Origin of the sequence: Vibrio panuliri (genome assembly GCF_009938205.1) — a bacterium.
GTDB classification, from domain to species: domain Bacteria; phylum Pseudomonadota; class Gammaproteobacteria; order Enterobacterales; family Vibrionaceae; genus Vibrio; species Vibrio panuliri.
The window spans coordinates 1,006,347-1,031,574 of sequence record NZ_AP019654.1 but is presented as its reverse complement, the minus strand read 5'-3'; the positions used below and the strand labels follow the sequence as shown (position 1 = coordinate 1,031,574).

The 25,228-nt window shown below is 43.6% G+C and carries 22 protein-coding genes; 13 read left to right on the top strand and 9 right to left on the bottom strand.

The window, feature by feature from the left end:
- The first annotated feature begins 21 nt into the window (after positions 1-21).
- Both GZK95_RS04710 and GZK95_RS04705 read left to right on the top strand, forming a co-directional pair.
- Positions 22-1,260 carry an EAL and HDOD domain-containing protein gene (locus GZK95_RS04710; RefSeq protein WP_075709114.1) on the top strand — a complete coding sequence of 413 codons (1,239 nt, stop codon included), beginning with the start codon at positions 22-24 and terminating at the stop codon, positions 1,258-1,260.
- Between the two features lie 69 nt (positions 1,261-1,329).
- Positions 1,330-1,821 carry a YchJ family protein gene (locus tag GZK95_RS04705; protein WP_075709113.1) on the top strand — a complete coding sequence of 164 codons (492 nt, stop codon included), beginning with the start codon at positions 1,330-1,332 and terminating at the stop codon, positions 1,819-1,821.
- An 88-nt stretch (positions 1,822-1,909) separates the two neighbouring features.
- On the opposite strand, the gene GZK95_RS04700 is transcribed toward GZK95_RS04705, so the two are convergent.
- Positions 1,910-2,197 (bottom strand): YeaC family protein, encoded by a 288-nt coding sequence (locus GZK95_RS04700; RefSeq protein ID WP_075709112.1) that lies wholly within the window; start codon positions 2,195-2,197, stop codon positions 1,910-1,912.
- Between the two features lie 101 nt (positions 2,198-2,298).
- On the opposite strand from GZK95_RS04700, the gene GZK95_RS04695 reads away from it, so the two are divergent.
- A complete protein-coding gene (locus GZK95_RS04695) occupies positions 2,299-3,114 on the top strand; it encodes a DUF2989 domain-containing protein (protein ID WP_075709111.1) in 816 nt (271 codons plus the stop codon).
- 80 nt (positions 3,115-3,194) lie between these two features.
- On the opposite strand, the gene msrB is transcribed toward GZK95_RS04695, so the two are convergent.
- A complete protein-coding gene (gene msrB, locus GZK95_RS04690) occupies positions 3,195-3,614 on the bottom strand; it encodes a peptide-methionine (R)-S-oxide reductase MsrB (RefSeq protein ID WP_075714069.1) in 420 nt (139 codons plus the stop codon).
- 336 nt (positions 3,615-3,950) lie between these two features.
- Between msrB and gap the strand changes: the two genes are divergently transcribed.
- The 6 genes from gap (at position 3,951) to GZK95_RS04660 (ending at position 10,404) form a co-directional block, all read left to right on the top strand.
- Complete coding sequence (gene gap / locus GZK95_RS04685) at positions 3,951-4,946, top strand: type I glyceraldehyde-3-phosphate dehydrogenase (RefSeq protein WP_075709109.1); 996 nt, start codon at positions 3,951-3,953, stop codon at positions 4,944-4,946.
- Positions 4,947-5,047: 101 nt separating this feature from the next.
- A complete protein-coding gene (locus GZK95_RS04680) occupies positions 5,048-5,929 on the top strand; it encodes a D-hexose-6-phosphate mutarotase (RefSeq protein WP_075709108.1) in 882 nt (293 codons plus the stop codon).
- 117 nt (positions 5,930-6,046) lie between these two features.
- A complete protein-coding gene (rlmA, locus tag GZK95_RS04675; protein ID WP_075714071.1) occupies positions 6,047-6,865 on the top strand; it encodes a 23S rRNA (guanine(745)-N(1))-methyltransferase in 819 nt (272 codons plus the stop codon).
- Positions 6,866-6,925: 60 nt separating this feature from the next.
- Positions 6,926-7,867, top strand: a complete 942-nt coding sequence (locus tag GZK95_RS04670; protein WP_075714073.1) for a ChaN family lipoprotein — start codon at positions 6,926-6,928, stop codon at positions 7,865-7,867.
- 174 nt (positions 7,868-8,041) lie between these two features.
- Positions 8,042-8,398, top strand: a complete 357-nt coding sequence (locus tag GZK95_RS04665) for a hypothetical protein (protein ID WP_075709105.1) — start codon at positions 8,042-8,044, stop codon at positions 8,396-8,398.
- Positions 8,399-8,523: 125 nt separating this feature from the next.
- Positions 8,524-10,404: a BCCT family transporter gene (locus GZK95_RS04660; protein WP_075709104.1), complete on the top strand. Its 1,881-nt coding sequence runs from the start codon at positions 8,524-8,526 to the stop codon at positions 10,402-10,404.
- Positions 10,405-10,562: 158 nt separating this feature from the next.
- Here GZK95_RS04660 and GZK95_RS04655 read toward each other — a convergent pair whose 3' ends face one another.
- The 7 genes from GZK95_RS04655 to GZK95_RS04625 all read right to left on the bottom strand — a co-directional run bounded on the left by GZK95_RS04655 (position 10,563) and on the right by GZK95_RS04625 (position 21,037).
- The gene (locus GZK95_RS04655) at positions 10,563-12,218 is read right to left on the bottom strand and encodes a mechanosensitive ion channel family protein (protein ID WP_075714075.1); all 1,656 of its coding nucleotides are present in this window, start codon (positions 12,216-12,218) and stop codon (positions 10,563-10,565) included.
- Between the two features lie 298 nt (positions 12,219-12,516).
- Complete coding sequence (locus GZK95_RS04650; protein WP_075714077.1) at positions 12,517-13,476, bottom strand: DUF6708 domain-containing protein; 960 nt, start codon at positions 13,474-13,476, stop codon at positions 12,517-12,519.
- The gene (locus GZK95_RS04645; protein ID WP_075714079.1) at positions 13,476-16,694 is read right to left on the bottom strand and encodes a LysM peptidoglycan-binding domain-containing protein; all 3,219 of its coding nucleotides are present in this window, start codon (positions 16,692-16,694) and stop codon (positions 13,476-13,478) included. Before GZK95_RS04645 ends, GZK95_RS04650 begins: the two co-directional genes overlap by 1 nt.
- Positions 16,691-17,584 carry a DUF4123 domain-containing protein gene (locus GZK95_RS04640; protein WP_075714081.1) on the bottom strand — a complete coding sequence of 298 codons (894 nt, stop codon included), beginning with the start codon at positions 17,582-17,584 and terminating at the stop codon, positions 16,691-16,693. The genes GZK95_RS04645 and GZK95_RS04640 overlap by 4 nt, the downstream gene beginning before the upstream one ends.
- The gene (locus GZK95_RS04635; protein ID WP_075714083.1) at positions 17,581-19,644 is read right to left on the bottom strand and encodes a type VI secretion system Vgr family protein; all 2,064 of its coding nucleotides are present in this window, start codon (positions 19,642-19,644) and stop codon (positions 17,581-17,583) included. The genes GZK95_RS04640 and GZK95_RS04635 overlap by 4 nt, the downstream gene beginning before the upstream one ends.
- 143 nt (positions 19,645-19,787) lie before the next feature.
- Positions 19,788-20,306 (bottom strand): Hcp family type VI secretion system effector, encoded by a 519-nt coding sequence (locus GZK95_RS04630; RefSeq protein ID WP_075709098.1) that lies wholly within the window; start codon positions 20,304-20,306, stop codon positions 19,788-19,790.
- A gap of 293 nt (positions 20,307-20,599) precedes the next feature.
- Entirely contained in the window at positions 20,600-21,037 is a 438-nt protein-coding gene (locus GZK95_RS04625; RefSeq protein WP_075709097.1) for a YcgN family cysteine cluster protein, read from the bottom strand.
- Positions 21,038-21,361: 324 nt separating this feature from the next.
- On the opposite strand from GZK95_RS04625, the gene GZK95_RS04620 reads away from it, so the two are divergent.
- From GZK95_RS04620 to GZK95_RS04605, 4 genes are all read left to right on the top strand, one after another.
- Positions 21,362-21,613, top strand: a complete 252-nt coding sequence (locus tag GZK95_RS04620) for a GlsB/YeaQ/YmgE family stress response membrane protein (RefSeq protein WP_075709095.1) — start codon at positions 21,362-21,364, stop codon at positions 21,611-21,613.
- A gap of 194 nt (positions 21,614-21,807) precedes the next feature.
- Positions 21,808-22,059 carry a YkgJ family cysteine cluster protein gene (locus GZK95_RS04615; protein ID WP_197740176.1) on the top strand — a complete coding sequence of 84 codons (252 nt, stop codon included), beginning with the start codon at positions 21,808-21,810 and terminating at the stop codon, positions 22,057-22,059.
- A 240-nt stretch (positions 22,060-22,299) separates the two neighbouring features.
- Complete coding sequence (locus GZK95_RS04610) at positions 22,300-23,718, top strand: aldehyde dehydrogenase family protein (RefSeq protein ID WP_075714085.1); 1,419 nt, start codon at positions 22,300-22,302, stop codon at positions 23,716-23,718.
- Between the two features lie 96 nt (positions 23,719-23,814).
- Positions 23,815-25,185 (top strand): MFS transporter, encoded by a 1,371-nt coding sequence (locus GZK95_RS04605; protein ID WP_408646685.1) that lies wholly within the window; start codon positions 23,815-23,817, stop codon positions 25,183-25,185.
- Positions 25,186-25,228 lie beyond the last annotated feature (43 nt).

Here is a 25,228-nt window from a genome sequence, read left to right as displayed (position 1 = left end):
AAACAAAGAGTTGATTGATAATTGAAGTATTCCTATTTCGCACGTCAACCGATCATGGACGTGGATAAACAAACCATCGGTTATGAATTGCTGTTTCGGGATGGACCTAAAAACAGCTTTCCCAATATCGATGCCGATCTGGCAACCATTCGCTTGTTGTCAGATCATATTTTGACTACCAAACAGGATACGCTGGGTGATCTCCTTGGCTTTATCAACTTCCCCTATCAAAGCCTAATTGATGATATTCCCTCACTTTTCCCACCCAGCAACTTAATTATTGAGATTTTAGAAGATTGTCCGCCAACAGATGCGTTACTGCAAAGAGTGAAGCAGCTTTACCATAGTGGTTATACGCTTGCGTTGGATGATTTTGTCCCAGCTCCAGAATGGCAGCCATTTTTGCCCTACGTACACATCATCAAGTTTGACATTCGCACAATATCCATTGGTGATGCTCGAGAATTTATCCGCCAGCACGGTAAAAACAGATTGCGCTACCTCGCTGAAAAAGTCGAAACGGCCGCCGAATTTGAACTGGCTAAGAATGCGGGTTTCGATTACTTCCAAGGGTATTTCTTTAGCAAACCAGAGGTAGTACAAAAGAAAGCGCTGGAGCCATCTATGCTCACGGTATTGCAACTACTCGTCGAAGTTGCTAAACCCGAGATTCGTTTTGATCAACTTGAAAAGTTGGTCGCGCGTGATGTCACTCTTTCCTATAAATTGCTTAGTTATGTCAACGCCTCTGCTAACGTCACAAGTAAGATTCAGTCTTTCCACCAAGCGCTTGTCTACCTTGGAGAAGATCGGCTACGCAAATTTATATCGTTGGTTGCTTTGGCATCCAACGACAATGACAAGCCGGACTACTTATATAGTCTCTCTATCCAGAGAGCCAAGTTCTGCGAGTTGTTAGCAACTCAAGTGTCACCAGCGCCTCAGTCAAGCCATGCCTTTTTGACCGGGATGTTCTCACTAATTGATTGCTTACTTGATCGACCTTTGGATCAGGTCGTTAACCAAATGCCCGTTGATAGTGAAGTTCAAGGAGCAATATTGGAAAAACGGGGAACGCTAGGTGGCCTATTAGTCTTAGCCAAAGCCATTGAACGAGCGCGTTGGGACAAAGTGACCACCATAGGTCAGAGGCTACGCCTTAATGATGAGCAAGTCTTTAATGCTTATGATGCGGCTATCGCTTGGACTGCTGAGTTGATGGATGTCGATGCGAAAGCTGAGAGTATCAAGCCGAAATAGAATCGCTTTACTGGATGCTCGCAGCTAAATACACTTACGGTTCCATTCAATTTTAATCGTGTAGAACTTATGAGTCACTGCCCGTGCGGAAACCCGTCGTCTTACGATGTGTGTTGCCAACCAATACATCAAAATCCGAATAATGCCACTGTACCAGAGCAACTGATGCGCGCACGTTATAGCGCTCATGTGCTTGGCTTAGTCGATTTTGTCGTTCAAACCTACCACCCAAGCTGCCATGCGGAAGAACAACGACAAGCAATAGCCGAGTCTATCGATAGTGACTGGGTCGGTCTTGAAGTCGTAGAGACGCACGATGGCGGCGATAGTAATGAGGGGTTTGTGACCTTCAAAGCCTTCTTCAACCAAGATGAAAAACAATACTGCCTAGAAGAGTGTTCTCGTTTTGTTCGAGAAGATGGCACGTGGTTCTACATTGATGGCGAGTTTCCACAAGCGGAAGACGAACGCCTATCTCAACCACTCAAAAACTTGAAAATCGGCCGTAATGACCCTTGTATTTGTGGCAGCGGTAAAAAATTTAAGAAGTGCTGCGGATAATTGATCAAAAAAGGTAGATGCAAACACATCTACCTTTTTATTATGTCTTTGAGCTAAATGTATAGTGAACCATGCTCTCAGTTTGTCGCTATTCGTGGTGGTTAGGGTTTACGCGCACAATGTCTGACTGCTCAGGTTGAAATTGCTTTTTTAGCTCCGCTTTGGATTTAAAACTCATTTCTCCGCCTTGAGCTACCGTCATATGCTGAGCTTCAGCGTTATGTTTTGATTGATATAGCATCACTGCTTGCATGCATGAATCGCGTTGTTCCTGAGTAAGAACCGTACCCTCAGGCCATTTACCAGTTTCGATCGCATAAAGTAGTCGCTCATAGGCTTCTGGGGTTATTGCGTTAACGAGTTGCTCAACATCCATGATTTATCCTTATCATCTTTTTGAGAAAACATAACTGCCCTAGCCTTTGAGTCAAGTAAGGCACTCTCATTAAGTGTAATTGATCACAAGCAGCGAGAATTATGAACACATTAAAGTTGGTTGCCACTATTGGCCTTGGTTTAACACTCTCAGGGTGTTTTGAAAGTCGTAAAAACACAGAACAGTTATGTGACTCAAATCCAGCACTACGATGCAATGAACTCAATGTCGACGATGGCCAGTGCCGTTTGCCGCGCACCGACTTGATCTGGCATCGACACGAGATTATCAAAAACCCTTCTGAACAAAACAAAATCAAGGAATACCATATCCTCGCAGACTATGAGAAGTGTCTAACGTTAGCCGCTCAGATCCAGCCTCTTACCGCTTCTGAACGCAAATCAAAACGGGTGACAACAATCATGCATATTCAGCAAGAAAGACAACGAGTGGTGGACGAACTCAAGCATTCAAGCGCCCCAAATGCACTGTATTTCTTGTGGAGTCAGATCGGTGATGAAAATGCCAAACGCAGTTTCTTACAACTTGAAGGGACAGATGCATTAGACACTGCCGAAATGCAGTACGCACTGGCGACCTTTTATACTGACCGTGATGCAAGCAAAACGTTGCAACTACTGAACCGTTCACTAGAACTCAGTGACAGTAATTCAGTCAATATTAGTGCTATCAAGTCTTTGGCAAGTATCAACCTCCAGCTAAATCGTCGCGAACTGGCGTACATTTGGTCTCAGGTAGCAGCAGAATACGATGTACAAACTGCGTCGGAAAAAAACCACACTCTGTTGTATGGTTTTACTGAAGAAAAGTACCGCCAACTCGACGATATTGCAGACGATGTCTACGATGCTATTGAAGATGGACGTTACCAAGCCAGTATGATTCCGCGCATTTAGCGCAAAAAAGGTGTTAATGCTCAGTAACTAAGTTGTAGGGCTTTCAAAAAAATTGAAAGGATTAAACAAATTGCGGTGATTTAGTCACCGCTTTTTTGTGGATTGTTGAAAATTAACGACACAGAATTGACACAGAATCGTTCCCCTGTTGTCGGTGGCCCATCCGGAAAAACGTGACCTAAATGACTATCACAAACCGCACAACGAATCTCAGTTCGAACCATTCCGTGACTCAGATCTTCTAAAAATCGGATTGCATCGGGGTGAATTGGTGCGTCAAAGCTTGGCCACCCGCAGCCTGAATCATATTTGTTTGAGGATTGAAATAAATCGGCTTCACAGCAGGTACAGCGGTATATTCCCGACTCGCGATTATGTAACAATTTACCACTAAACGGTGCTTCGGTTCCTTGCATTCGACAGACATGAAATTCTTGTTCAGAAAGCCGCTCACGCCAGTATTCATCAGGCTTTATCAACTTTTTAGGTGCTTTATCCATCCTTCCTCCTCTCCATTTTTCTAATTATTATTTTCTAAATTTTCGTTAAAAACTTGCGTCAGATAGCCTTTGTAGCACATACTTTCTCACCATGATAGAGCGGCAAATTTTGCTTAGCTTCAATTTGCCCTCACTGCTATTTTACGACAATAATTGGCAGAAAGATTTCAATATCCGCGCAAAAGATAACCATTTGCGACTAATTGTGAAAAAAAGCGTCGCTTTTTTTTGACTTTAAACAAGTTAAGACCGATTATCTCTTGCAGATTGTTACTGGATTTTGTAATTTTACTACCAGTTATCTTTAATCAGAAATTAAGTTGTGGAGCAACTATAATGACTATCAAAGTAGGTATTAACGGTTTCGGCCGTATCGGTCGTTTCGTATTCCGTGCATCTGTTGAGCGCGCGGACATCGAAGTTGTAGGTATTAACGACCTTATCGACGTAGATTACATGGCATACATGCTGAAGTACGACTCAACTCACGGTCGTTTCAACGGCACTGTTGAAGTAGTAGACGGCAACCTTGTTGTTAACGGCAAAACTGTACGTGTTACTGCAGAGCGCAACCCAGCTGACCTTAAGTGGGACGAAATCGGTGTTGATGTAGTTGCTGAAGCAACTGGTATCTTCCTAACTGACGAAACTGCTCGTCAACACATCACTGCTGGTGCGAAGAAAGTTGTTCTAACTGGTCCTTCAAAAGACGCAACTCCAATGTTCGTAATGGGCGTTAACCACGCTACTTACGCAGGTCAAGACATCGTTTCTAACGCTTCTTGTACTACTAACTGTCTAGCTCCTATCGCTAAAGTTCTTAACGACAAGTTCGGTATCGAATCTGGTCTTATGACTACAGTTCACGCTACTACAGCTACTCAAAAAACTGTAGACGGTCCTTCTGCGAAAGACTGGCGCGGTGGTCGTGGTGCTTCTCAAAACATCATCCCATCGTCAACTGGTGCTGCTAAAGCTGTAGGCGTTGTTCTTCCAGAACTAAACGGCAAACTAACTGGTATGGCTTTCCGCGTACCAACTGCTAACGTTTCTGTAGTTGACCTAACTGTTAACCTAAAAACTGGCGCATCTTACGAAGCTATCTGTGCAGCAATGAAAGAAGCTTCTGAAGGCGAGCTAAAAGGTGTTCTAGGTTACACTGAAGACCAAGTAGTTTCTCAAGACTTCATCGGCGAAGTTCAAACTTCAGTATTCGATGCTAAAGCTGGTATCGCTCTAACTGACAACTTCGTTAAAGTTGTATCTTGGTACGACAACGAAATCGGTTACTCAAACAAAGTTCTAGACCTAATCGCACACATCTCTAAGTAATTATTACTGAGATAAAGATTAGCGAAGTTCTTCGTTAGAAAAGGCGGCTCTTGAGTCGCCTTTTTAGTATCTGTAATTCCTACAATAAAAGGACTTGATAGATGGATTTAGTCTCTCTTCCTACCCTAGCAGTTTTATCAGACAACGTGACGATTGTTGAAAAAGACCAAGTTAAGATTGTCCGAGTCATCCATGAGAAAGCGACCGCTGGTATCGCTTTACACGGTGGTCATGTCGTTTCTTATCAACCAACTGGTCAACAAGATCTGATCTGGATGAGTGAAAAGGCTATTTTTGATGGTAAGGCTGCGCTACGTGGGGGAATTCCAGTTTGCTGGCCTTGGTTTGGTCGTATTGCGGTTCCGGCTCATGGCTTCGCTCGCAGCTCAGAATGGGAGTTAGTTGAGCATCGTGAAAATGATCAGGGTGTTATTGTGGAACTTGCTTTGTTCCCAAGTGAAGAAACACATCAAATCTGGCCACATATGTTTGATGCCCGTTTGATCGTTGAAGTAGGCGACAAACTGAAAGTCACACTGAAAGTCACTAACATCGATGACGAAGCTTGGACGTTCTCAGGTGCGCTGCATACTTATCTCAATGTTGGCGATATCACTCAAGCACAAACCACTGGCATGGGCAGCGAGTACATTGACAGCCTATTGGAAGACCAAGTGTGCCAGGGTGGCGATACGTTAGTGCTTACCGATACGATTGATCGTGTCTATACCCAACCAGCGGCACAAATCAAAGTTGAAGATAAGGTGCTCGACCGTACCCTTACGATTGAAAACCATGGTCACAACTCTGCCGTACTTTGGAACCCATGGTCACAAGGTGCACAAGGTATGACGGATATGGCTGATAACGGTTACCAAACCATGCTCTGTGTTGAATCAACCGTTCACGCGCCCTCAATCCAGCATGGTGTTACGCTTCAACCCGATCAAAGCTACGAGTTAGCGACGGTTATTTCTGCGTAATCAACCCAGTCACTAAGATAATGAGCCAGCGAAATTGCTGGCTCTTTTGATCTTCCCTTTTGCCTGTGGCACTTTCTTGCTAGACTCTGCCGCCTAAATCCACCTGTTGAGCTTGCTATGTCTTATCAATGCCCTCTTTGTCATCAATCACTCTCTTTTGCCGACCGTACTTATCGCTGTAGCAATAACCATAGTTTTGACCTTGCCAAAGAAGGCTATGTCAATCTAATGCCTGTGCAACACAAGCGCTCTAAAGATCCTGGTGATAACAAAGAGATGATGCAAGCGCGTCGCCGTTTCTTAGAAAAAGACTACTACCAGCCGATGAAGCAAGCCGTTGCCCAGCTGTGCGCGCAATATTTGCAGGGTACTCACCATCAACTCTTAGATATAGGTTGTGGTGAAGGATACTATACCGATGAAGTCGCCACTCAGTTAAAGCAGCAAGAGCCACAAGCTCAAGTTTTTGGCTTGGATATCTCGAAAGTTGCGATTCGTTATGCGGCAAAACGATACCCTAACTGCCAATTTACCGTGGCTTCAAGTCACCGTTTACCTTTCTCTGAGCAAAGCCTTGATGCGATTTTACGTATCTATGCACCTTGCAAAGCGGAGGAACTGTCTCGCACACTAAAAGATCAAGGTATTGTTATCACGGTAACACCAGCTGGTCGTCACCTTTATCAACTGCGTGAACATATTTATCAAGATGTTCGCTTGCATAATGAGGCAGCCGAAGAACTCGCGGGGTTCACTCTCGAGCATGAGCAGAAGCTGAACTATGTAATGGAACTTGCTCAAGGGGACGCATTTGATCTTTTGCAAATGACGCCATTTGCATGGAAAGCAACAAATGAGTTACGGGAATTGCTTAAGACAGCGGAGCACTTTGCTTGTGAAGCTGACTTTATGATCCGAATCTATCGCAAGATTTAATTACCGTCGCAACATTGCATCTTTATCAAGCCCGATTAAACTTTCAAGAAAGGGCTTTTTATGTATAGAAACTTATTGCTTAGTGCGTTAGTGCTGCCGCTTGTCGCCTGCTCTCACGCACTTTCCTCGCCAAATGGCGAGCCCCTGCCGCAAACATACTACGACTACACGCTCTACACTCCAGAGGGGCAAGCCCTTTCACTGAGTGAACTCTCGACAATAGCCGCAGACGCCGATGTCATTTTAGTTGGTGAGTGGCATACGCATTCTGCTATTCACCGTTTTCAAACCGAGTTCCTACAACAGTTAGTCAAAACCCAGCCCAAACTTGCCGTCTCTATGGAACAGTTTAGCCGCGATAATCAAACCATTGTCGACCAATATTTAGCTAGTGAGATTGGCGAACAAACTCTAATTACACAAGGGAACGCATGGCCTAATTACGAAAGTGATTATCGCCCTTTAATTGAGTTTGCTAAAGCCAAACAACTTGATGTTGTTGCGGCGAATGCTCCACGTAACCTTGTGCGCTGTGTCGGTCGAAAAGGCATCGGCTATCTCGATACCCTCTCTCGCGAACAAAGAGCATGGGCAGCGAGAGAAATAAACACACAAGCCTCACCATATAAAGATAAGTTTATGCAGTCTATGCATCATGGGACACAGACGCAAAACGACAATCAGTTCGCCGCACAAGCAACGTGGGATGAAACTATGGCAGAGAGTATTGTTAACTATCTCATCGACCATCCAGATTCTCAGGTAATGCATATTGCGGGCAAATTCCATGTTGAGGAAGGGCTTGGGATCAAAGCCTCGATAAAACGACGCGCGCCGAAACTCAATGTCATAATGATAAGTCCCGTTGGTGAAATCACTCTGACTAATCCCGACTATCAGTTACATGTATTGCCGCCGCCGGCAAGATACATTCAGCCAGAAAATAGAATTAAGGCAATCCATGCCATGATGCATCACAGTGATGAGATGAGTTGTGATTAACCCTACCGATTGTATTTGCTGGCCTGAAGACAAAGTTAAACACTATTTTTTGCTTTATCGTCAATATTGGCTCAGTTTTTGCTCATAAAAAATTTATTAATTGGGCGAATATTTCACACAAGTTTTTCACGCCATGGTCGATACAATGACTAAGGAATGTTGGAGGAGACGTTTATGACACCAGTAGGAATGGCGCCAGCTAAGCTGACACCAACCGATCAGGTCAAGCCTCAAGCAAAACCTGTCGAAGGAGGAGCAAGTCCTGCACCACTTAAGGTTGAGCAAAACAAAGTGACGCTGTCAGAAGAAGGTAAAGCTCTTCTTGCTGCACTGCAAGAGATAGAAAAAGAAAGTGCTAAAGAGGCCAAATCAGATAAAACTGTTGGTGACAAAGTGGAGTCATTTGCAGCCGGTGCACTGGGTATGGATCATCCTGATGTTGTAAAAGAAGAGGAAGATGATTCCTACACTGCAGGGCAATTTGTTTCCGCAGCGGCAACCGTTGGTGGTTTACTTCTTATGCTTGCCTGAGTTTCACACTCAGGCTGCTTAATCCCTTACTATTTTTAATCTTCACGAAAGAATCTGCTATTTGTCCGAACCAAGACCCTACCGACATAATGGTTGCGTCATGTTGTTTAAGGATGAAGCACACCATGAAAGATTCTTTCTCTTTGATCGATAAGCCAACCTTTTTTGGCGCTATCGCTATGTTGCTATCAATTGTTCTGCCGTTAATGCTCTTTCCTGAGCAAGGCGCAGAATGGATTGCGGTAGCAAAAACCTTTATGACCGATAAACTCGGTTTCCTTTATCTTGCTCTCGGTCTCGGGGCATTTTTCTTTATGATCTATGTCGTTTTCAGCGATATGGGACAAATCAAACTCGGCGAAGCCGATGAAAAACCTGAGTTTTCCACCGTTTCTTGGGCTGCCATGCTATTTTGTGGCGGTATCGGTGCCAGTATCCTCTATTGGGGGTGTATTGAATGGGCATACTACTATCAAGCTCCGCCTTTTCAGTTAGAGCCGGGCAGCGAAGAGGCGGTCCGTTGGGCGGCAACCTATGGCATCTTTCACTGGGGGCCGATTGCCTGGGCAATCTATCTTATCCCAGCCCTACCTATCGCCTATTTCTTTTACGTTCGTAAACAACCAGTTTTAAAAGTCTCTAGTGCGTTAATGCCCGTTTTAGGAGAAGCGCGCAGCAAAGGTACTGCAGGCAAAATTGTCGATGTGTTGTTTATCTTCGGCCTACTCGGTGGTGCCGCGACCAGCTTGGGGCTTGCCGCTCCATTAATTGGCGAAGGTTTGCATTATCTATTTGGTCTACCTAAAAACACCTTTAGCCAAGTCATGGTACTGCTGCTTTGTACCGCAATTTTCGCCTACTCCTCATACGCTGGTCTCGAAAAAGGTATCAAGATCCTCAGTAATATTAACTTCTGGGGAGCGATGGGATTGCTTGCGTTTATTTTGATTGCCGGTCCAACCATCTTTATGCTGGAAACAGGCTTAGACTCAATTGGGCGCATGCTTTCCAACTTCTTTGTAATGGCGACATGGGCAGAACCATTTGGTGGCTATGGCTCGTTTGAGGACACTCACTTCCCTCAAGATTGGACAATTTTCTATTGGGCATGGTGGCTGGTGTTCGCCCCTAGTATGGGGCTATTTGTTGCCCGTATCTCTCGCGGACGTACGATTAAGCAAATGGTATCTGGCTCGATCTTCTTTGGCTCTCTAGGCTGCTTCTTGTTCTTTATGGTACTGGGCAATTACGGCTTATCACTGCAACTATCAGGCGAGTTGGATGTGGTGGGTATCTTAAATGCTGAAGGCGCGACAAAGGCGATCTTCTCAATGTTAGAAGCCTTGCCGATGGGCACTTTTGTCATCGCGGTATTTACCGTACTGTGCATTATCTTCACCGCGACCACCTTTGACTCGATTTCTTACATCCTAGCGTCGGTGGTACAAAACAACGTAACTGAAGAACCGATGCGTTGGAACCGTATGTTCTGGGCATTTACCCTCTCCTTCCTTCCTACGGTTCTGATGTTTATGGGTGGACTTAGCACTCTACAAACTGCCGCCATCGTAGGTGGACTGCCGCTGCTGGGAATTTCAGTGATGCTGATGATTTCAGCCGTTCGCGCAACCTCCCTCGATTTACGCCACCAAGAGGATTACGTTGAGCCAACGATTAACATTGAAGAGCTACCCGATATTGACCCTTGGTCATCAGAGGGCATGGCGTTAGCGAGATTCGAAAAGGCACGCGATACCGCTCAGGAAGCGGCAGAGGCTGAGCGCTTAGCCATGGCCGAGTTGATGTCGGTACGTAAACGTATCCGCGCCTTTGCCCTAGAGCATAGCTTTGATGAGCACTTTAGCGACCATCAGTTGCCTCAAGAGTTGCAAGATGAACTTCAGCAAGCGCTCGATAACGTATCAAAAGCGAAAGAGTTTAAGCAGCAAGCATCTGAGCTCTCTCAGCAAGCTAGAATCGATTTCAATGGTCTGGTTCCTAGCTAACGAATTGCACCTTGGTGACAAACCTTGTCACTAAGGTTCAATGTGAACATGTGGTGATTAAACCATTGTTCTCTTCTCCTACTGTAAGTTTAAGCCCACTCATGGTGGGCTTTTTTAGTTTGCTTGTTAACTCGCAGGAAGAGCAAGTGACTCTGTGACTAGGCTTCTTGCTGATTGACCATATGTAAATGAACATCTTGTTGTGGGAATGGAATTGAAATGCCTTCACGGTCAAAACGCAGTTTCACTTCTTTAGTAACATCCCAGTAGACATCCCAGTAATCATCAGTTTTCACCCACGGGCGAACGATAAAATCGATAGAGGATGTATTCAGAACATGCACTTTGATCATCGGCTCTGGCGCGCGTAACACCGCTGGATGAGAGTTCACAATGTCAGCCAGAACAGATTCCGCTTTAAGCAAGTCATCGCTATAGCCAATGCCAAACACCATATCAACACGACGAATTCGCTCATGGGTGACGTTCTTAATTACATCTCCCCAGATTTTACTGTTCGGAACAATGATGATTTGGTTGTCAAAGGTTCGAATTGTGGTGTTAACCAAGCTCATATGGCTAACTTTGCCGTCGACCCCACCCGCATAAACAAAGTCACCCACATCAAACGGGCGGTAAATCAGTAGCATCATGCCCGCGGCAAAGTTGGATAAGGTATCTTGCAATGCAAAACCAATAATCACACCCGCAATACCGAAACCGGTGAGAATTGGCGCCAGATTAAGACCTATCTGCGATAAGCCCACCATAATCCCAATCACCCAAACCGCTTTACCCGACATCGAAACAAAAAAGTCTTGCATTAACTGCGACATTTTGAGGTTTTTCGATGACACTGTTTTGGTAACAATTTTACGCGCTACATTGGCAAGCCCTTTTGCGATAAGCAAAATTAGCGCAAAGACAAGTAGTTGGAATAGGTGCTGGGGTGCGTTATCCACCAGCCAATCCAACGCATTATTTGACCAATTGGTAATGATCGCCCAAATGACTTGAGTATTGAGTAAGTCATGAGTGATGTTACCCGTGACTTCAAAAGCAAGGCGTTTATATTCTGACGTTTGGATCCCAAGATGATCTCCAATGGTGATTAAATCACGTAAGCTTTTTGTCGCAATATCTAAACGCTGTTTGATGATCAGTTGGTTAAGTTGAATCGTTGCTTTCTCTGATTCAGGGCTAGTTGCCAATTGGCTTGATGTGAAATCATGTTGCTGATTGAGGTACTCAATCGACGCCGACAGTAAACGCAAACGCGTGTTGGTGCTATCGCGGAGATTTTCTTCCAACTTCGGATCCGCTTTATCAAGATCCGCCAACCAATTGAGATTTTGCCAACTCGATTGATAGGTCGTATCAAGATAATACTGCAGCTCTCGATAATGATTGATCAAAGAAAGCTTATCTTCTGTTTTCGCCTCGTTAATCTGCTGGTTGATGACTTTTATTTTCTCATCAAGGTAGCTTCTCGCACCTTGAGAGTATTGAATTTGCATCTTAACGTTCTTGAGCAACACCTTTTCAGGCAAACTTTTATGGCTAACAGCAAGCGCCAGTTGACTGCGCAAATCTTCATTTTTCTGGAAAAGCTGCAGTTGAATCGCATCACGCTCATCGCCAGTCGCCGTTTTAAGGCTTTGAGTAAGGTCGACAATATCTTGGTTAATAGACTCAATTGCCAACTCAGCTTTAGAAGGCTCTGGTTGAGCCGCCTCTTGCTGGGCAAACAGTGAAAAAGAGAACACGGACAAAAGTAGAGTAAGAAAGAGCCTCTTACTAAAAAAGAATGACATATACACCTCACTTGTAGAGCTAGGCGCAATAGCCTAGCAGCATCCCTTTATTGCCGCATCAAACTGCGGTTAAAAGTAAGTGTAGTGTTAATAGCGAATAAGAACTGTGAATATCACTAGCAGAGCGTGAAATTCTCTTACGCGCTATTTGGTGGTTTGCGGGTCAAGCGGTTCGCTACGGTAATCCTCACCTGCAAAAATGTTATAGGTAATCACAGTATCATCACTCATCAATACCACCTTAAAAAACAATTTCATTTCAATCATTCTTTAAATCGAGCGGTTTGTAGAGTTACGTCTAATGCCAGTTGCATCGTTTGCCCGTCCATTCATGGACTTGTTCAGGCCATTTATGTTTAAAAGGGTTGCACCAAAGCGAGAAGTGGGCAGGTCGAACAATAAATACTATAGGCAGAACTAATATGAAACGCACGAAGGCCTCAAAACTGCTGTATCCTTCCTCTTTTGCAAGTTCAATGTTGACTCTAGGTATTCTAGGTTTAGTACTCATTTCTATCGAGAGAGGTTGTTCACCTGTCATATAACGTCGCACATACTCCCAATAGCCATACACGGGGGCATGACTGCCCATATTGTGCAGCAGACTGATATATTGATGACGATTGCCGGTTAAATCAGCGTTCACTGCATGCTTGGGATTTAGCCATAACATTAACTCATAGCCATCTTTTAATCGACCATAGCCCATATGCGTTTTAGCCACAATGACTGATAACTCACATTCTTGCCACGGAATACGATAGAGAATTTTATTGTACCAAACGTAGACTTCTTGGTTTTTTTTGTGAAAACGGATTGGCATGGCTATGGGCTTAAACAAACTTAATCCCATACAAATTGCTAGTATTGCCGAGACTATCATATCAAGGTAGTTTGGTGACCAAGTATCTCCTGCGCTATAGACCATTGAAGTCTTGATAACCAGCCAGAGCAATGCAAAGAAAATAACAGCAAAAACATTCCCCCCCCTTCCATGGACTGACTGAACCCGCATATCAAGAAACTCCTGATGCCCGCCCGCGGAAAATGCGTCGAAAAACTCTCCCATATCTTCAGCTTCTTTCACTTGATTAACTAAAGATATTTTTTTATTCCCTGGATTTAGCGGTTCTTGCTGAATTAGATGTCCATTAGGGTAATGGTCGACGCCGTATTGGGTAATATGGAAGTTTGGCGTAAAACCAAAGTCCTCTGGCCCAATCCAATGGTTTGGGCCTATTTGCTTTATTTGACTCATTATTTGCTTTTCTCTACTTCAAAAGACTCCAATTCAGAAGTGTTACGCCAGAACTCAAACCATTGTTTTTCATCATTAATGGTTATTTTAGGATACTTTAAGGTTACAGGATAACCAGCAGGGTTATGATAAGCGAGCGCCAGTTCATAAAAACGATAGTCCGTTTTCAGTTTTGCTTCATCGACCTCAAAGCTCAATGCTGCTGTATTATTTTCGTTCAGCAGACTCATCTTGCCTTTAAGGTGATTAGTTTGCCATCGATTTTCGCGGCTATGACTCACTAATAGATCCTTAGAATCACTCTCCACATAGCCTTGGAGATAAACACTGACATCACTTTTTAAAGGAACAAAGCCTGGCAATAATATATGAAGATCAAAACGACTGTGGTCCCCATTTTTGCTAACATTTACTAGGTGGGGGATGGGTTTAAATAGAAAGTCTCCAAACGCGGTCAACTCTTTTTGCATCACTTTTATTGCATCATCTTGCCGCGCGTCTTGACCAAAAAGCATCATTCGCTGTTCTAAAGTATTAGATTTACCATAGTCATAACTGCCGCGCCCCCAGAAAGATCCCTTTAAGAACAGTTGAGTTTTATCGTCCATTAAGGAAGCCCTGACTATTTCTAGTGCTATTGCGGTAACACCAAGAACCACCGCTGCTACCGCCATTACGGGAGCCGCCCCCGGGACTAAGGCGATCCAAGCGCAATAAGCCGCCATGCCGTTGACCAATAATGTTACCCCGGACACAGCCGTGGATAAGGCATTTTGGTTGCCAAATAGATCAGCTCCAAGCTGATGCCCGCTGGCAACCACGGCAACAACTCCACCTATTACAGGCAACCAACGAAAAGTGCCACTTACATGCTTAGTTACCCACTCTCCAATCCGTTCAACAACTTCGACTGATGAAGGAGAGGTTATAGCAGCTTGCTTCAATACTGAAGTTAACATATTAGATGTTGAAGAACCGAGTAATTTTGCGCCATCTTTTTGCATAAACTCAGTAAATACTTTTTTACTGCCTTCTTTACCAAATCGTGCACCGGCAAAGTGGTCTAGGGCGGCAAAAGAGCTTGTTACCAAACCTATATAACCATTTGCCTGCTCCAAGCCTACTTTTAAATAGCCATCTTTTTCTACTGTACTATTCATCTGTGTAGTGTTGTAAACCTGAACTAAAAAGAATAAGCCCACTGCTGAGTTTTGTACTTTTGGTGTAAAAACTTGCTCTGTTTTTCGATACAACTTCATTAACGTTGTTTTTTCATTAAGAAAATCATTTCCATTGACTTGCTTAATCCAAAACTGTGCGTGTTTTTCAACAGTACTTGTTTTGGCTCCGGGAGCTGACGTTTGGTTGACGGCATACATGTTGAGAGTTTGAGAACTAGATTGCCGTTGTGGAGCATTGGTTACATGCCCTGTTGCCGCATAGACCATTACAGCATAGGAAGCCTCGATGTCGAACATTACGTCGCCTAACGTGCTTGTTACTTGTGAAAACTGATAGTTATAACGGTAGGTTAACAGGGAGTAAGTCTCGTCCCAAAGCAAAGGAGTTTTGCTCTCAGTACTCAGTTGGGTCAAAGGTGTCGCGATAGCTTGAATCAGCCCATCGGTGGCAACGGTGGCAGGCATGTCACCCGATTCAATTAGCCCACTTCTTACATTCGCTATCGCTTCGATACTAGAGCTACTGTTTGTTGTTCCGTTAAGCTCTTTTAACCACTTAGAGCCTTCTAATATTAATGGCTTGGCAAAGCCTAGCGCCGCTAATAAATGCGCTCCAGCGCCTTTCTCTTGTTTCGGTTGCTCAGTTACCACTGCCAGCAATGTTTTACTCCAACGCTTGGCAAGCTTAATCCCTTGATCGGTTGCCTCGAGATTATTGGTCATAGCAAACAGTAAGCTTTCTTTTAATGCTACTTGCGTTTTGTCGCTGTCATCTAGCAATGATAGTGCTAGATCGAGCTGTTCATGTTCAAGCCAAACTAACCAGTCTTGCGATAGCGTTTCAAGTTGTTGTTTGAGCTTAGGCATTGCATCTTGGTAGTCCTGTAGGTAACTTTCCATTTCGCTTACGTGAAGACATTCTTCCAATTCCAGCTTTCTAGAGGAACCTGCCGCATGTTTTAGTTGCTCTATTTCTTGATCACTACGCTTACGCATAGAGAGTGCAGCGGCGTAATGGCCTGTGGATTCATATGCAGATATTTTTAACGCTGCCTGAGCCTGTGTCATCTCTTTGTCTAAAATGCTTTTGGTTAACTTTGCCATTTGTAGAGGGTGTTGAGAGGTACTCAGACTAGACATAGTTAACTCGTAAGCAATAGAGAACTCTCGGCATAGATCGGTTGCAATACCAATCGCGTCTACGAGACAAACAGCGTAGTTGTTTTTGGGCGTTTGTACTTCGTATGGAACCCGTATCCCGTTGATATCAGAAATGGGGTCTAACGCTGGAAACGTCCATTTTAGAAAGTTTTCGGTAACTTGAGTATTAGCGAGTAAGCTCTGAACATCATAGAGCGGTCTAGTATCCGGAGCATTGCCAGCCGAGGCATGGGAGAAGTCGATACGCTGACCAAGCTTGAGAATTGCATCTGGATTTGCTTGTAAGTTTGATAACCTTAACTTTGATAGTGGCGTTACACTTAACCACATAGTTGCCTTTACATTTTGTTTTTGTTTCAAAATTGGTAAAGCGGCTTCAACCTCTGGTGGTACTTCGCCAAAAATACAACGTGCATCTTGGGCAATACCATCTTGATAAAGTACTTCAATAAGGTACTGATCGTCTTCGTTAAAATAATAGACGATATGGTTGACTAGCTCTCGGGCAATATAGTGATGCTCTTTCATATTAGGTAGGTCAACGCCTACAGATAATGTCTCAGGGAGTTTTGCAGGGCTATCGTTATCTGCCACAGCATAACGCATTGGCTTAACGGTAAACCATTTGTCTCTTAATGGGCATTCCTCAACCACGTTGTCTATTGGCTTCGCACTCGCGACGATTGCTGCATTGGTTGCAGGATCGGAAGTGCCAGAAACCAGTACCGCATCCTCTGGTATATTGATGACATCACCCGCATGAATCTGATTCGGATCAGTAATGTTAGCGTTGGCGTTTTGTATAGCTTTTAATGTAATACCGTTTGCGCGAGCGATACCGGACAAGGTATCTCCGGATTGAATTGTATAGTTCATTGATAGTTCTCCACTAAGTCTTGTGGATTCTGGGCAAGTGAGATAGATAGATGATTGGCTTGTTTTAAACGTTGTTCTAAGGGGACTTTAGGGGCACATAAACAAGCTGTTATTTCAGGATAGAGAGAATCCTCATCCAAGACATTTCCAAGCCTACAAATAATATTGAGGTAGTATGTTGCTAATTGCTCATTAACTTGACCAAGTTGGTTTAAGTCACTTAGTTGCTGCAAAACAAAAGTGTGCGTTTGTTGTTTGGTTGCTTGAAGTTTGTCAGGGAAATATTCCTCTATGTGTTGGATAAGCCGCCACGCTGTATAGGCTGTGCTCGCTTCGCTCAGGCTCTGCCATTCTTCATCATTTAAAAACGCTTCTTTTAAGACCTTAGGTGTTGTCGACGTCGATTTTGCTTCCCTGTATTGTTGGTTAAAAAGGTTTGGTAGCCACAAATTTCTCATTGGTCCCAGCCAAGTTTCAAAGCGTGTCTGTTCCGTTGCTTCGAGTAAATAAAGGAAAATAATTGGGTCGTATAAACGAGTTAGATTGTTTTCTAAGCCACTATGTTTACAAAGAATGAGCTCCTTCCAGTGCGTTTCGAGGTCGTCTATGGAAGCGTCGGATTCGAAAATAACACCATAGCGATAAGGCGCTATGTTATGAGCCCAACCTTCAATTTCTTTCGACCATGTGACAAGGTATGGGCCAAGGTCAGATACTTTTTCCCAACGGGTTGCTGCTAATAATGGTGCGTACTTAATATCAGTATTGAGTTCACCCCCTAAGGTTGCGACTTGGTATTCGAGCTTTGGTAGAAGAGCACCGTCAAGAATCATCCAACGGGGCGAGTTTGACGCTGGAGTGAGTTCCCCACAGGTAGGAAAGGTTCTCATGAATCAGCATCCTCACAAACTTGGCAAATTGGGCTACCTTTTAATGCGGCTTCAATAAGCGTATTTCGTTGCTGTTCTATGTTGATAGGTACTAACTCCTCCGGCGCATCAAGCATCTCTACCCCTTTTGGGAGAGCGGCTTGTAAACCTCCATATCCTCTTCCACTCCCTGCGCTTCCACCGGAGTTGAGATTAATGCTAGGTCCCACAACAGTGACACCCGAGGCATCAACTTTTACAAAACTTCCGCCTACCTTAAGAGTGATTTCTGCGCCAGCTTCGATAACGGTCTTAGTCCCACTTTTGATATGAATTTCTTGACCTGATTCTAGGGCGTATAAACTCCCCACTTTTTGATGATGACTCGCTTCTACAACATGCGTTTTGTCACCTTTGATAAGACTTCTAGACTCACCTGTTACCGTTAAATGACTATTGCGAGCTATTTGCGTAAAACTATCGTTGTCTATCTTTAAGTGCTTATCGTGCTTAATGTGAGTTGAATGGTCATTTTTGATTTCTGCATCAAAGTCTTTTTGTGCATGAAGATAGACTTGTTCCGAACCCGCTTGATCTTCAAAACTTAGCTCGTTGTAACCACTTCCTTGGTGAGTTTCACTGCGAAAAACGGTTTTGGTCTTATTCTCAGGCAATTCGTAAGCTGATGTGTTCGTCGCATGATAGGTGCGACCTGTGATAATCGGTTGGTCAGGATCGCCATTTAAAAATGAGACAATTACCTCGTGACCAATGCGCGGTATTGCTATCATGCCATATTGACTGCCCGCCCACCCTTGAGAGACGCGTACCCAACATGAGCTGTTTTCGTTTGCACTCGAGTATCTGTCCCAAGGAAAGTGAACTTTCACTCGCCCATGTTCATCACAAAATATTTCCTCACCCTCAGGGCCAACCACAGTAGCGATCATTGGACCATCCACTTGGGGCTTGGGTTGGGGCTGAGCCTGCCAATTAATATGAGCGGGAATCAATTTAAACTCGTTGCGATAAGTGGTTTCTCCACTGCCGCCCTCTTCTTCCAACGCTTGAGTTTGCTTGCCGTAGTGTGCTGCCTCAACCACTAACCAAGTGCGATTTAACTTGCTATCAATATGTTCTTGTAAATCGAATTTATAGCCCGCTTGCAACTGTGGATGATTACTTTTACCTGTCGCTGTATGGGCATTACGCCTCAGGTAATCTAAGCGAATTTGATTAAACGCTTTGCCACTTTGATCATTTTTATAACGCCCGGGAGCATCAAAATGTTGGTAAAACTCGGTGCGTTGATAATCCATCTCCACACCATGCGCCTGTTGTTCAAAGCCATAAGAGGGCTTCTTAAAGCTATAGTCTTTCAGTACCGTTTGGCTCACCTCGGTTTGAGTATGCGTTGCTAAATGAGAGATGTAAGGCGCGTCGCTAACGCCACCACTTAAAGCATTGTATGGTATCGGCATCCCCAACTGAGGGAGGCGCTCACTACTATCGGTAAAGAGCAGTGTATGCTTACCATCTTCATGAATGAAGCTGTAGACCAAGCCTTCCTCGGCGGCTAATCGATGTAGAAAATCGATGTCACTCTCGCGATACTGAACACAGAACTCACGAGGAGCAAACTCTCGTTGTAAGGAAAAAGCAAACTCATTGATACCCATTTCTTGCAGCAAAATGGAGAAAATCTCAGGGATATTTTTATGTTGGAAAATTCGGCTGTTTTGCCTTAAGGACAAACGCTCAAGGCTTGGAACTAACGTTAACGCGTAGAAAGTGTGGTTATGCCCTATGTCACCCTTGGTAAAACTGCGAACAATGCCATGAACACGCTGGCTCACTTCACCATTGATTTCAATCTCTAGCTGAACACCTTTGTCGACAACATGCTCTGCGGCGATATCTGTTCGACGGCTCGCAAGCGATATTTCGTATCGGTAACCATTACAGACCTCGCCGTTACTCAAAGAGGTCTGAGAAAGGACGTCACTGCCATGAAAATCCCGAACCACGAATGTATCATCATCTAAATCATCGACGCGCAGATTGAACTTCAACGTTGCCATACCATCTTTCCTTGTTCCGCTATATGCGTTAAAACCTTAAGCAAGAGGCAACGCAATGCTGCGCCTTGCTTAAGGCTTTCCTTGCAACCCCAGTGTTACCATCAAATAGCAACACCGGAGTACTTAGGTCAGTCAATCAAAGCTTACGCTTCAATTGGCTTACGCCAGTCATCAGAACCAGATGTACCTGCATTAACGTGATCCCAAGTGATCTTACGGTAAGTAAGCGATACTGTTAGGTTTTGCGTAAAGTCAGACATTGATGGATCTTGGCAGTGTGGCATTTCACATTGAATATCAACAATCGAAGCGTTCTCTAGCTTAGTTGTGAAGAAGTTCTCTTGTTTACCTTCAATTGAAGTACGGTACCACTTCAGCTCAACTGAGCTTAACTTCTCACCTGATGCCAGTGCGTTGTATAGTAGAGGAACAGCTTTGTTCAGTGACACAGTGAACTGGAATGGCTTGTGCACACGTTGACCCGCTGGTTGACCAGATTGCGGATCAGTCGGTACTGTTACAGTGTGATCGAACTTCTGAACCAGCATCTCATCTTCATGGCCCTCAACGTAAGAATCGCCGATTGAATCTGCTGTACATGCGCCAGCTGTGATAAGTCCCTGAACCTGACCTTCGATTGAGATATAACATGGGGTTGGCATAACTATTTCCTTGTATGGTTTAAATAACGCCCTTGTTACTTTCAACAGTTGTGCCAAAAAATATATTGTTATTTTTCAGCATCTTAATTAAAACTTGCAGATTTAATAAGCAACTTATTGCCCAATATGAGCAAAAGCTTGCCTGACGAGTAAAATCTTACTCATGGAAGGTGTGAGGTGAACAAATCGCATTCCGGCATGATTTGTGATCACCGAATAATAGAACGTAGAGAGCGTGCAGGCTGAATAGCGAACAAGAAAAAAGGCTTGTAGATACAAGCCTTTTCAGAATCTTAACGATTGGGATGATTTAATATGTGGTCCTCCCAATTGACCACTTCAATTTCGTAAACCACTTTGTTTCGTACGCTTTCACCTGCTTTGTGCATCGCAGATTTCGACCCCGTGATCAACGGGTGCCATTCAGGGAGAGGTTCACCATTCGCCATTAAGCGATATGCACAAGTATGAGGCAACCATTGAAAATCATCGATATCTTCACGGGTCAATTTGGTACAGTCTTCGTCTGAAGTGAAACGATTCTCGTAGTCTTTACAAGCACACGTTTTGGTATTCAACCAACTACATGCCACGTTGGTGTAGTATATTTCGTCGGTATCTTCATCCATGAGTTTATGCAGGCAGCATTTACCACAGCCATCACAAAGGGCTTCCCATTCTTGATCGCTCATCTGCTCTAAGGTTTTAGTTTGCCAAAATTGTTCGCTCATAGACTCATACTTCGATTCCAAAACAGGGTGCGATTTATACTCCTTGGCGCCGATAAGTTCAAGTCTAGTGCATCAATATACTCAAGTAACCTCAAGGCACTTGCTTCAGTAAAAATAACTTGGTTCGTAGACGAGGCAATAAACCCAAGCTCCCTTGGCTCTATACCAAAATCATTAACCACGGTTCAGAACTAGTGAAACTCGCCCTTAGGCAGCAAGTCACTAACCTGAATCCTACGTCTTGAAGTCGCTCGAGTATAAGCACTTTTTAGCATCTGTTCTAAACTTAAGGCGTTGTGGCAACATATCGATTAAGGAGTACAGATGGGTTTCATTTCATGGATAATTCTTGGTCTCATCGCTGGTGCACTGGCGAAGTGGCTAATGCCTGGTGATGACGGTGGCGGTTGGATCGCAACGATGGTACTCGGCATCGCAGGCGCATTTGTCGGCGGGTTCGTCGGCGGCTTTTTCGGCTTTGGTGGAGCAGATGGCGTTAATATCGGCAGTATTGTCACCGCAACTCTCGGGGCGTTTATCCTACTCTTTTTATACAACCGTTTTATACGTGGGTAATCCCGCCTCTTTGTTTAAAGCCCCAAACGGGGCTTTATCTCTTTTACAAACCTTCCTATCACCAGACTAGCCACAGGGGTAACAATCCTCTAGAATCGCCTCCTCTTTATCTTTCTTGACCCCCTTTTTTAGTTTGAGGTACTGCTATGACCATTTCTACTATCGAAGTCTCTGACTGGTCACCTTGTATCTCGATCAAGCTTAATCGTGGCTGTGGTGCGTGTTGCATAGCTCCCTCGATCACCTCACCTATCCCCGGTATGCCAAACGGCAAACCTGCTGGCGTACGCTGCATCCAACTTAATGAAAGCAATTTATGCAAGATTTTTGGGCAACCAGAACGCCCTGCTGTTTGTTCCGCTTTCGACAATGACGATGCGATTTGCGCAGGTGGACCGGAGAAGGCGCTTGAGATCTTGCTGGAACTTGAGCAAGCAACCGATTAAAACAATCGCTCGCTAACTACTTATATTCCTTAATCCTTTTGCCATTACTTACTTAGCAAGAGCTACTTTTCTATTAGCATTACCGAGCAAATTTATTCCTTTCAAGTAAATTTCTAGCAAAATTCCACAATACGGGATTAGCATTCCACAAAATTGAAAAGTGTATCTGTATCACATAATTAATTCCTAACAATTTTCATAATAGCGTTCAAATAAAACGCACACAGAAAATGGTTAAATATGTATACACAACACATGTACATTGACGGTCAACTAATAGTCTCTGACCAAAAACACCTGATAATTAACCCTGCAACAAGCAAACATGTCTGCGAAATATATTCAGCAACTAAAAATGAAGCTGAAATGGCGCTACTATCTGCAAAAGGATTTGAAATAGAATGGGCGAATACAGATATAAATGAACGCATTGACTGGATGCAAAAACTCAAGAAAGAAATAATTAAAAATGAAGAAACATTAAGAAACTGTGTTCATTATGAAACTGGTAAAACATGGAAAGATACAGAAGAAGACTTCAAGTTACTAGTTGATAGTCTTGATTATTATTCAAAGAATATTACCAATTATCTAAATCCAGAAATAATTAAAGATACGGATTATACCCATAAGATCAAAAAATCTCCTGTAGGTGTAGTGGTTGCGTATTTAGCGTGGAACTTTCCTTTACTAAATATTGGTTATAAGTTAGGACCAGCAATGGCTTCCGGCTGTCCAATTATAATCAAGCCCTCTTCAAAAACGCCATTGTCCGCTTATGCGGTTGGGAAAATTTGCCATGACATTGGTCTACCTAAAGGCGCTGTTCATATTCTTGCTGGAAATGATCGTGAACTGGGTAACTACCTGTCCTCATCGACTGTTCCGGCACTAATTACGCTAATTGGTTCAACGCAAACAGGTATTGATGTCATCAGCAATAGCGCCACATCCATCAAGCGTTATTCAATGGAACTAGGCGGGGATGCTCCATACATAGTATTCGCCGACGCAGACCTAGACGCAGCAGCAGATATTCTCACAGCCATTAAGTTTACCAATGCGGGGCAAATCTGTGTTTCCGCTAACCGGGTACTTGTCGAAAAAAGCGTACTCGACTGCTTTACTACAAAATTGCTGAATCGCATAGCTAACATTGTGGTTGGGTGGGAGCGAGAAAGTAATGCAAACATGGGGGCATTAATTGATGTAGCAGCCAAAGAAAGAGTTCATCGCCTTGTGGTTGACGCTCTAGAAAAAGGTGCGACATTACAATGTGGAGGGAATATAAATCAATATGAAGAAGGAGCTTTTTATCCGCCAACATTACTAACAAATATTAGCGATAAAATGGAGATATTTAGGAACGAAATATTTGGCCCAGTTATAGCAATTAGCACTTTTGATGATGAGAATGACGTCGTTAAAACTGCGAACAACACTCTTGCCGGTTTGGCTTCCTACATATTCACTGAAGATAAAGAAAAAGCAACTCGCGTATCTAATGAGTTAAGCTTTGGAGAAATACATGTAAATGGAATTAAGTATTCAATTGAACTTCCACATAGTGGTATAAAGCAATCTGGCATCGGATGTGACTGTTCCCTGCATGCTTTGCAAGAATATTTTTCTATTAAAAGACTATCAATTAAAAACTAGACAAAAATTAACGTCATTATTGAATAAAAATAATGACAGATAAATAATTCAACATCAATTAAACCATAACCTGTTTAATTAACCTAAGTTAATTGAATGGTGAGTTATATCTGTACAATACACTTGATCATATTTAAGATCGACTTTAACGAGGTCTATATGTCCAACACTGCTATCATGAATAACCAAAAAACAACGAAAAAGCGGTTTTTCATAGTTTTACTACTGTTTATATCGGTAGTTATTAACTATTTAGATCGTGCTAACTTATCAATTGCAGCACCAGAAATGACCAAAGCTCTCGGCTTAACAACTCAAGAGCTTGGATGGATATTTTCATCGTGGGGATGGGCGTATGCCGCGATGCAAGTTCCTTGCGGCGCCTTAGTTGATAAGTTCAAGCCCAAATATTTACTGGCAATTTTCTTAGGTGCTTGGTCCATAGCGACGCTCTTACTAGGCTTCGCCAGTACCTTCTTTGTCATTCTTGCACTACGCTTTATCGTTGGTATGTTAGAAGCTCCAAGCTATCCAATTAACAACCGTGTTGTCACTGCATGGATACCGGAAAATGAGCGTGCCTCTTCAATCGCGGTCTACACTTCTGGCCAATTCATTGGTCTAGCGCTGCTAACTCCTGTACTTGCTTGGATTATGACCCACTGGGGATGGCAGTCGGTTTTCTTTGTCACTGGTGGCGTCGGTATCGTGTGGGCAGTGGTTTGGTACATCGCTTATGACGATCCTAAAGATTTCAAAGGTATCTCGCAATCAGAGCTGGAACTCATTCAGAAAAATGGCGCCGAGACTGATTTAGGTGATGTGCAACAAAAAGAGCAAGGTGACTTCTTTAAAGACCTGTTGTTTGTACTTACTCGCAAGAAAATTTTGGGTATTTGCCTAGGCCAGTTCGCTCTAGGTAACGCAACGATATTCTTCTTAACTTGGTTCCCAACCTACCTCGTTGAATATCATGGTATGAGCTTCGTAAAAGCTGGATTTATGGCCTCCCTACCCTTCTTGTGTGGCTGTCTAGGGGTGCTGTCTTCAGGTTTCTTCTCTGATTTTCTACTAAGAAAAGGTTGTAGCTTAGCGACTTCGCGCAAAGTACCAATTATTTCCGGTCTACTGCTAACTTCAACCATTATTGGTGCAGAATATTTCCAACACCCTGCGGCAGTGACAATTTTCATGTCAATCGCGTTTTTTGCTACGGGTCTTGCCTCTATCACTTGGTCATTGGTGTCATCAATTGCGCCAAAACGTCTAATTGGGTTAACGGGAGGTACGTTTAACTTCATCGGCGGCCTCGCTGCGATTATTACTCCTGTTGTTATCGGTTATCTTGCAGGTGACTCAGGTAGCTTTATGGCGCCGCTGCTGTATATCTCAAGTGTCAGTATATTGGGTGCAATGTCATACATTTTCTTAGTTGGAAAAGTTGAACGCGTAGAAGACTACAAGTAGCACATTTAAAGCCACGTAAGTGGCTTTATTTAGAGGTAAATGT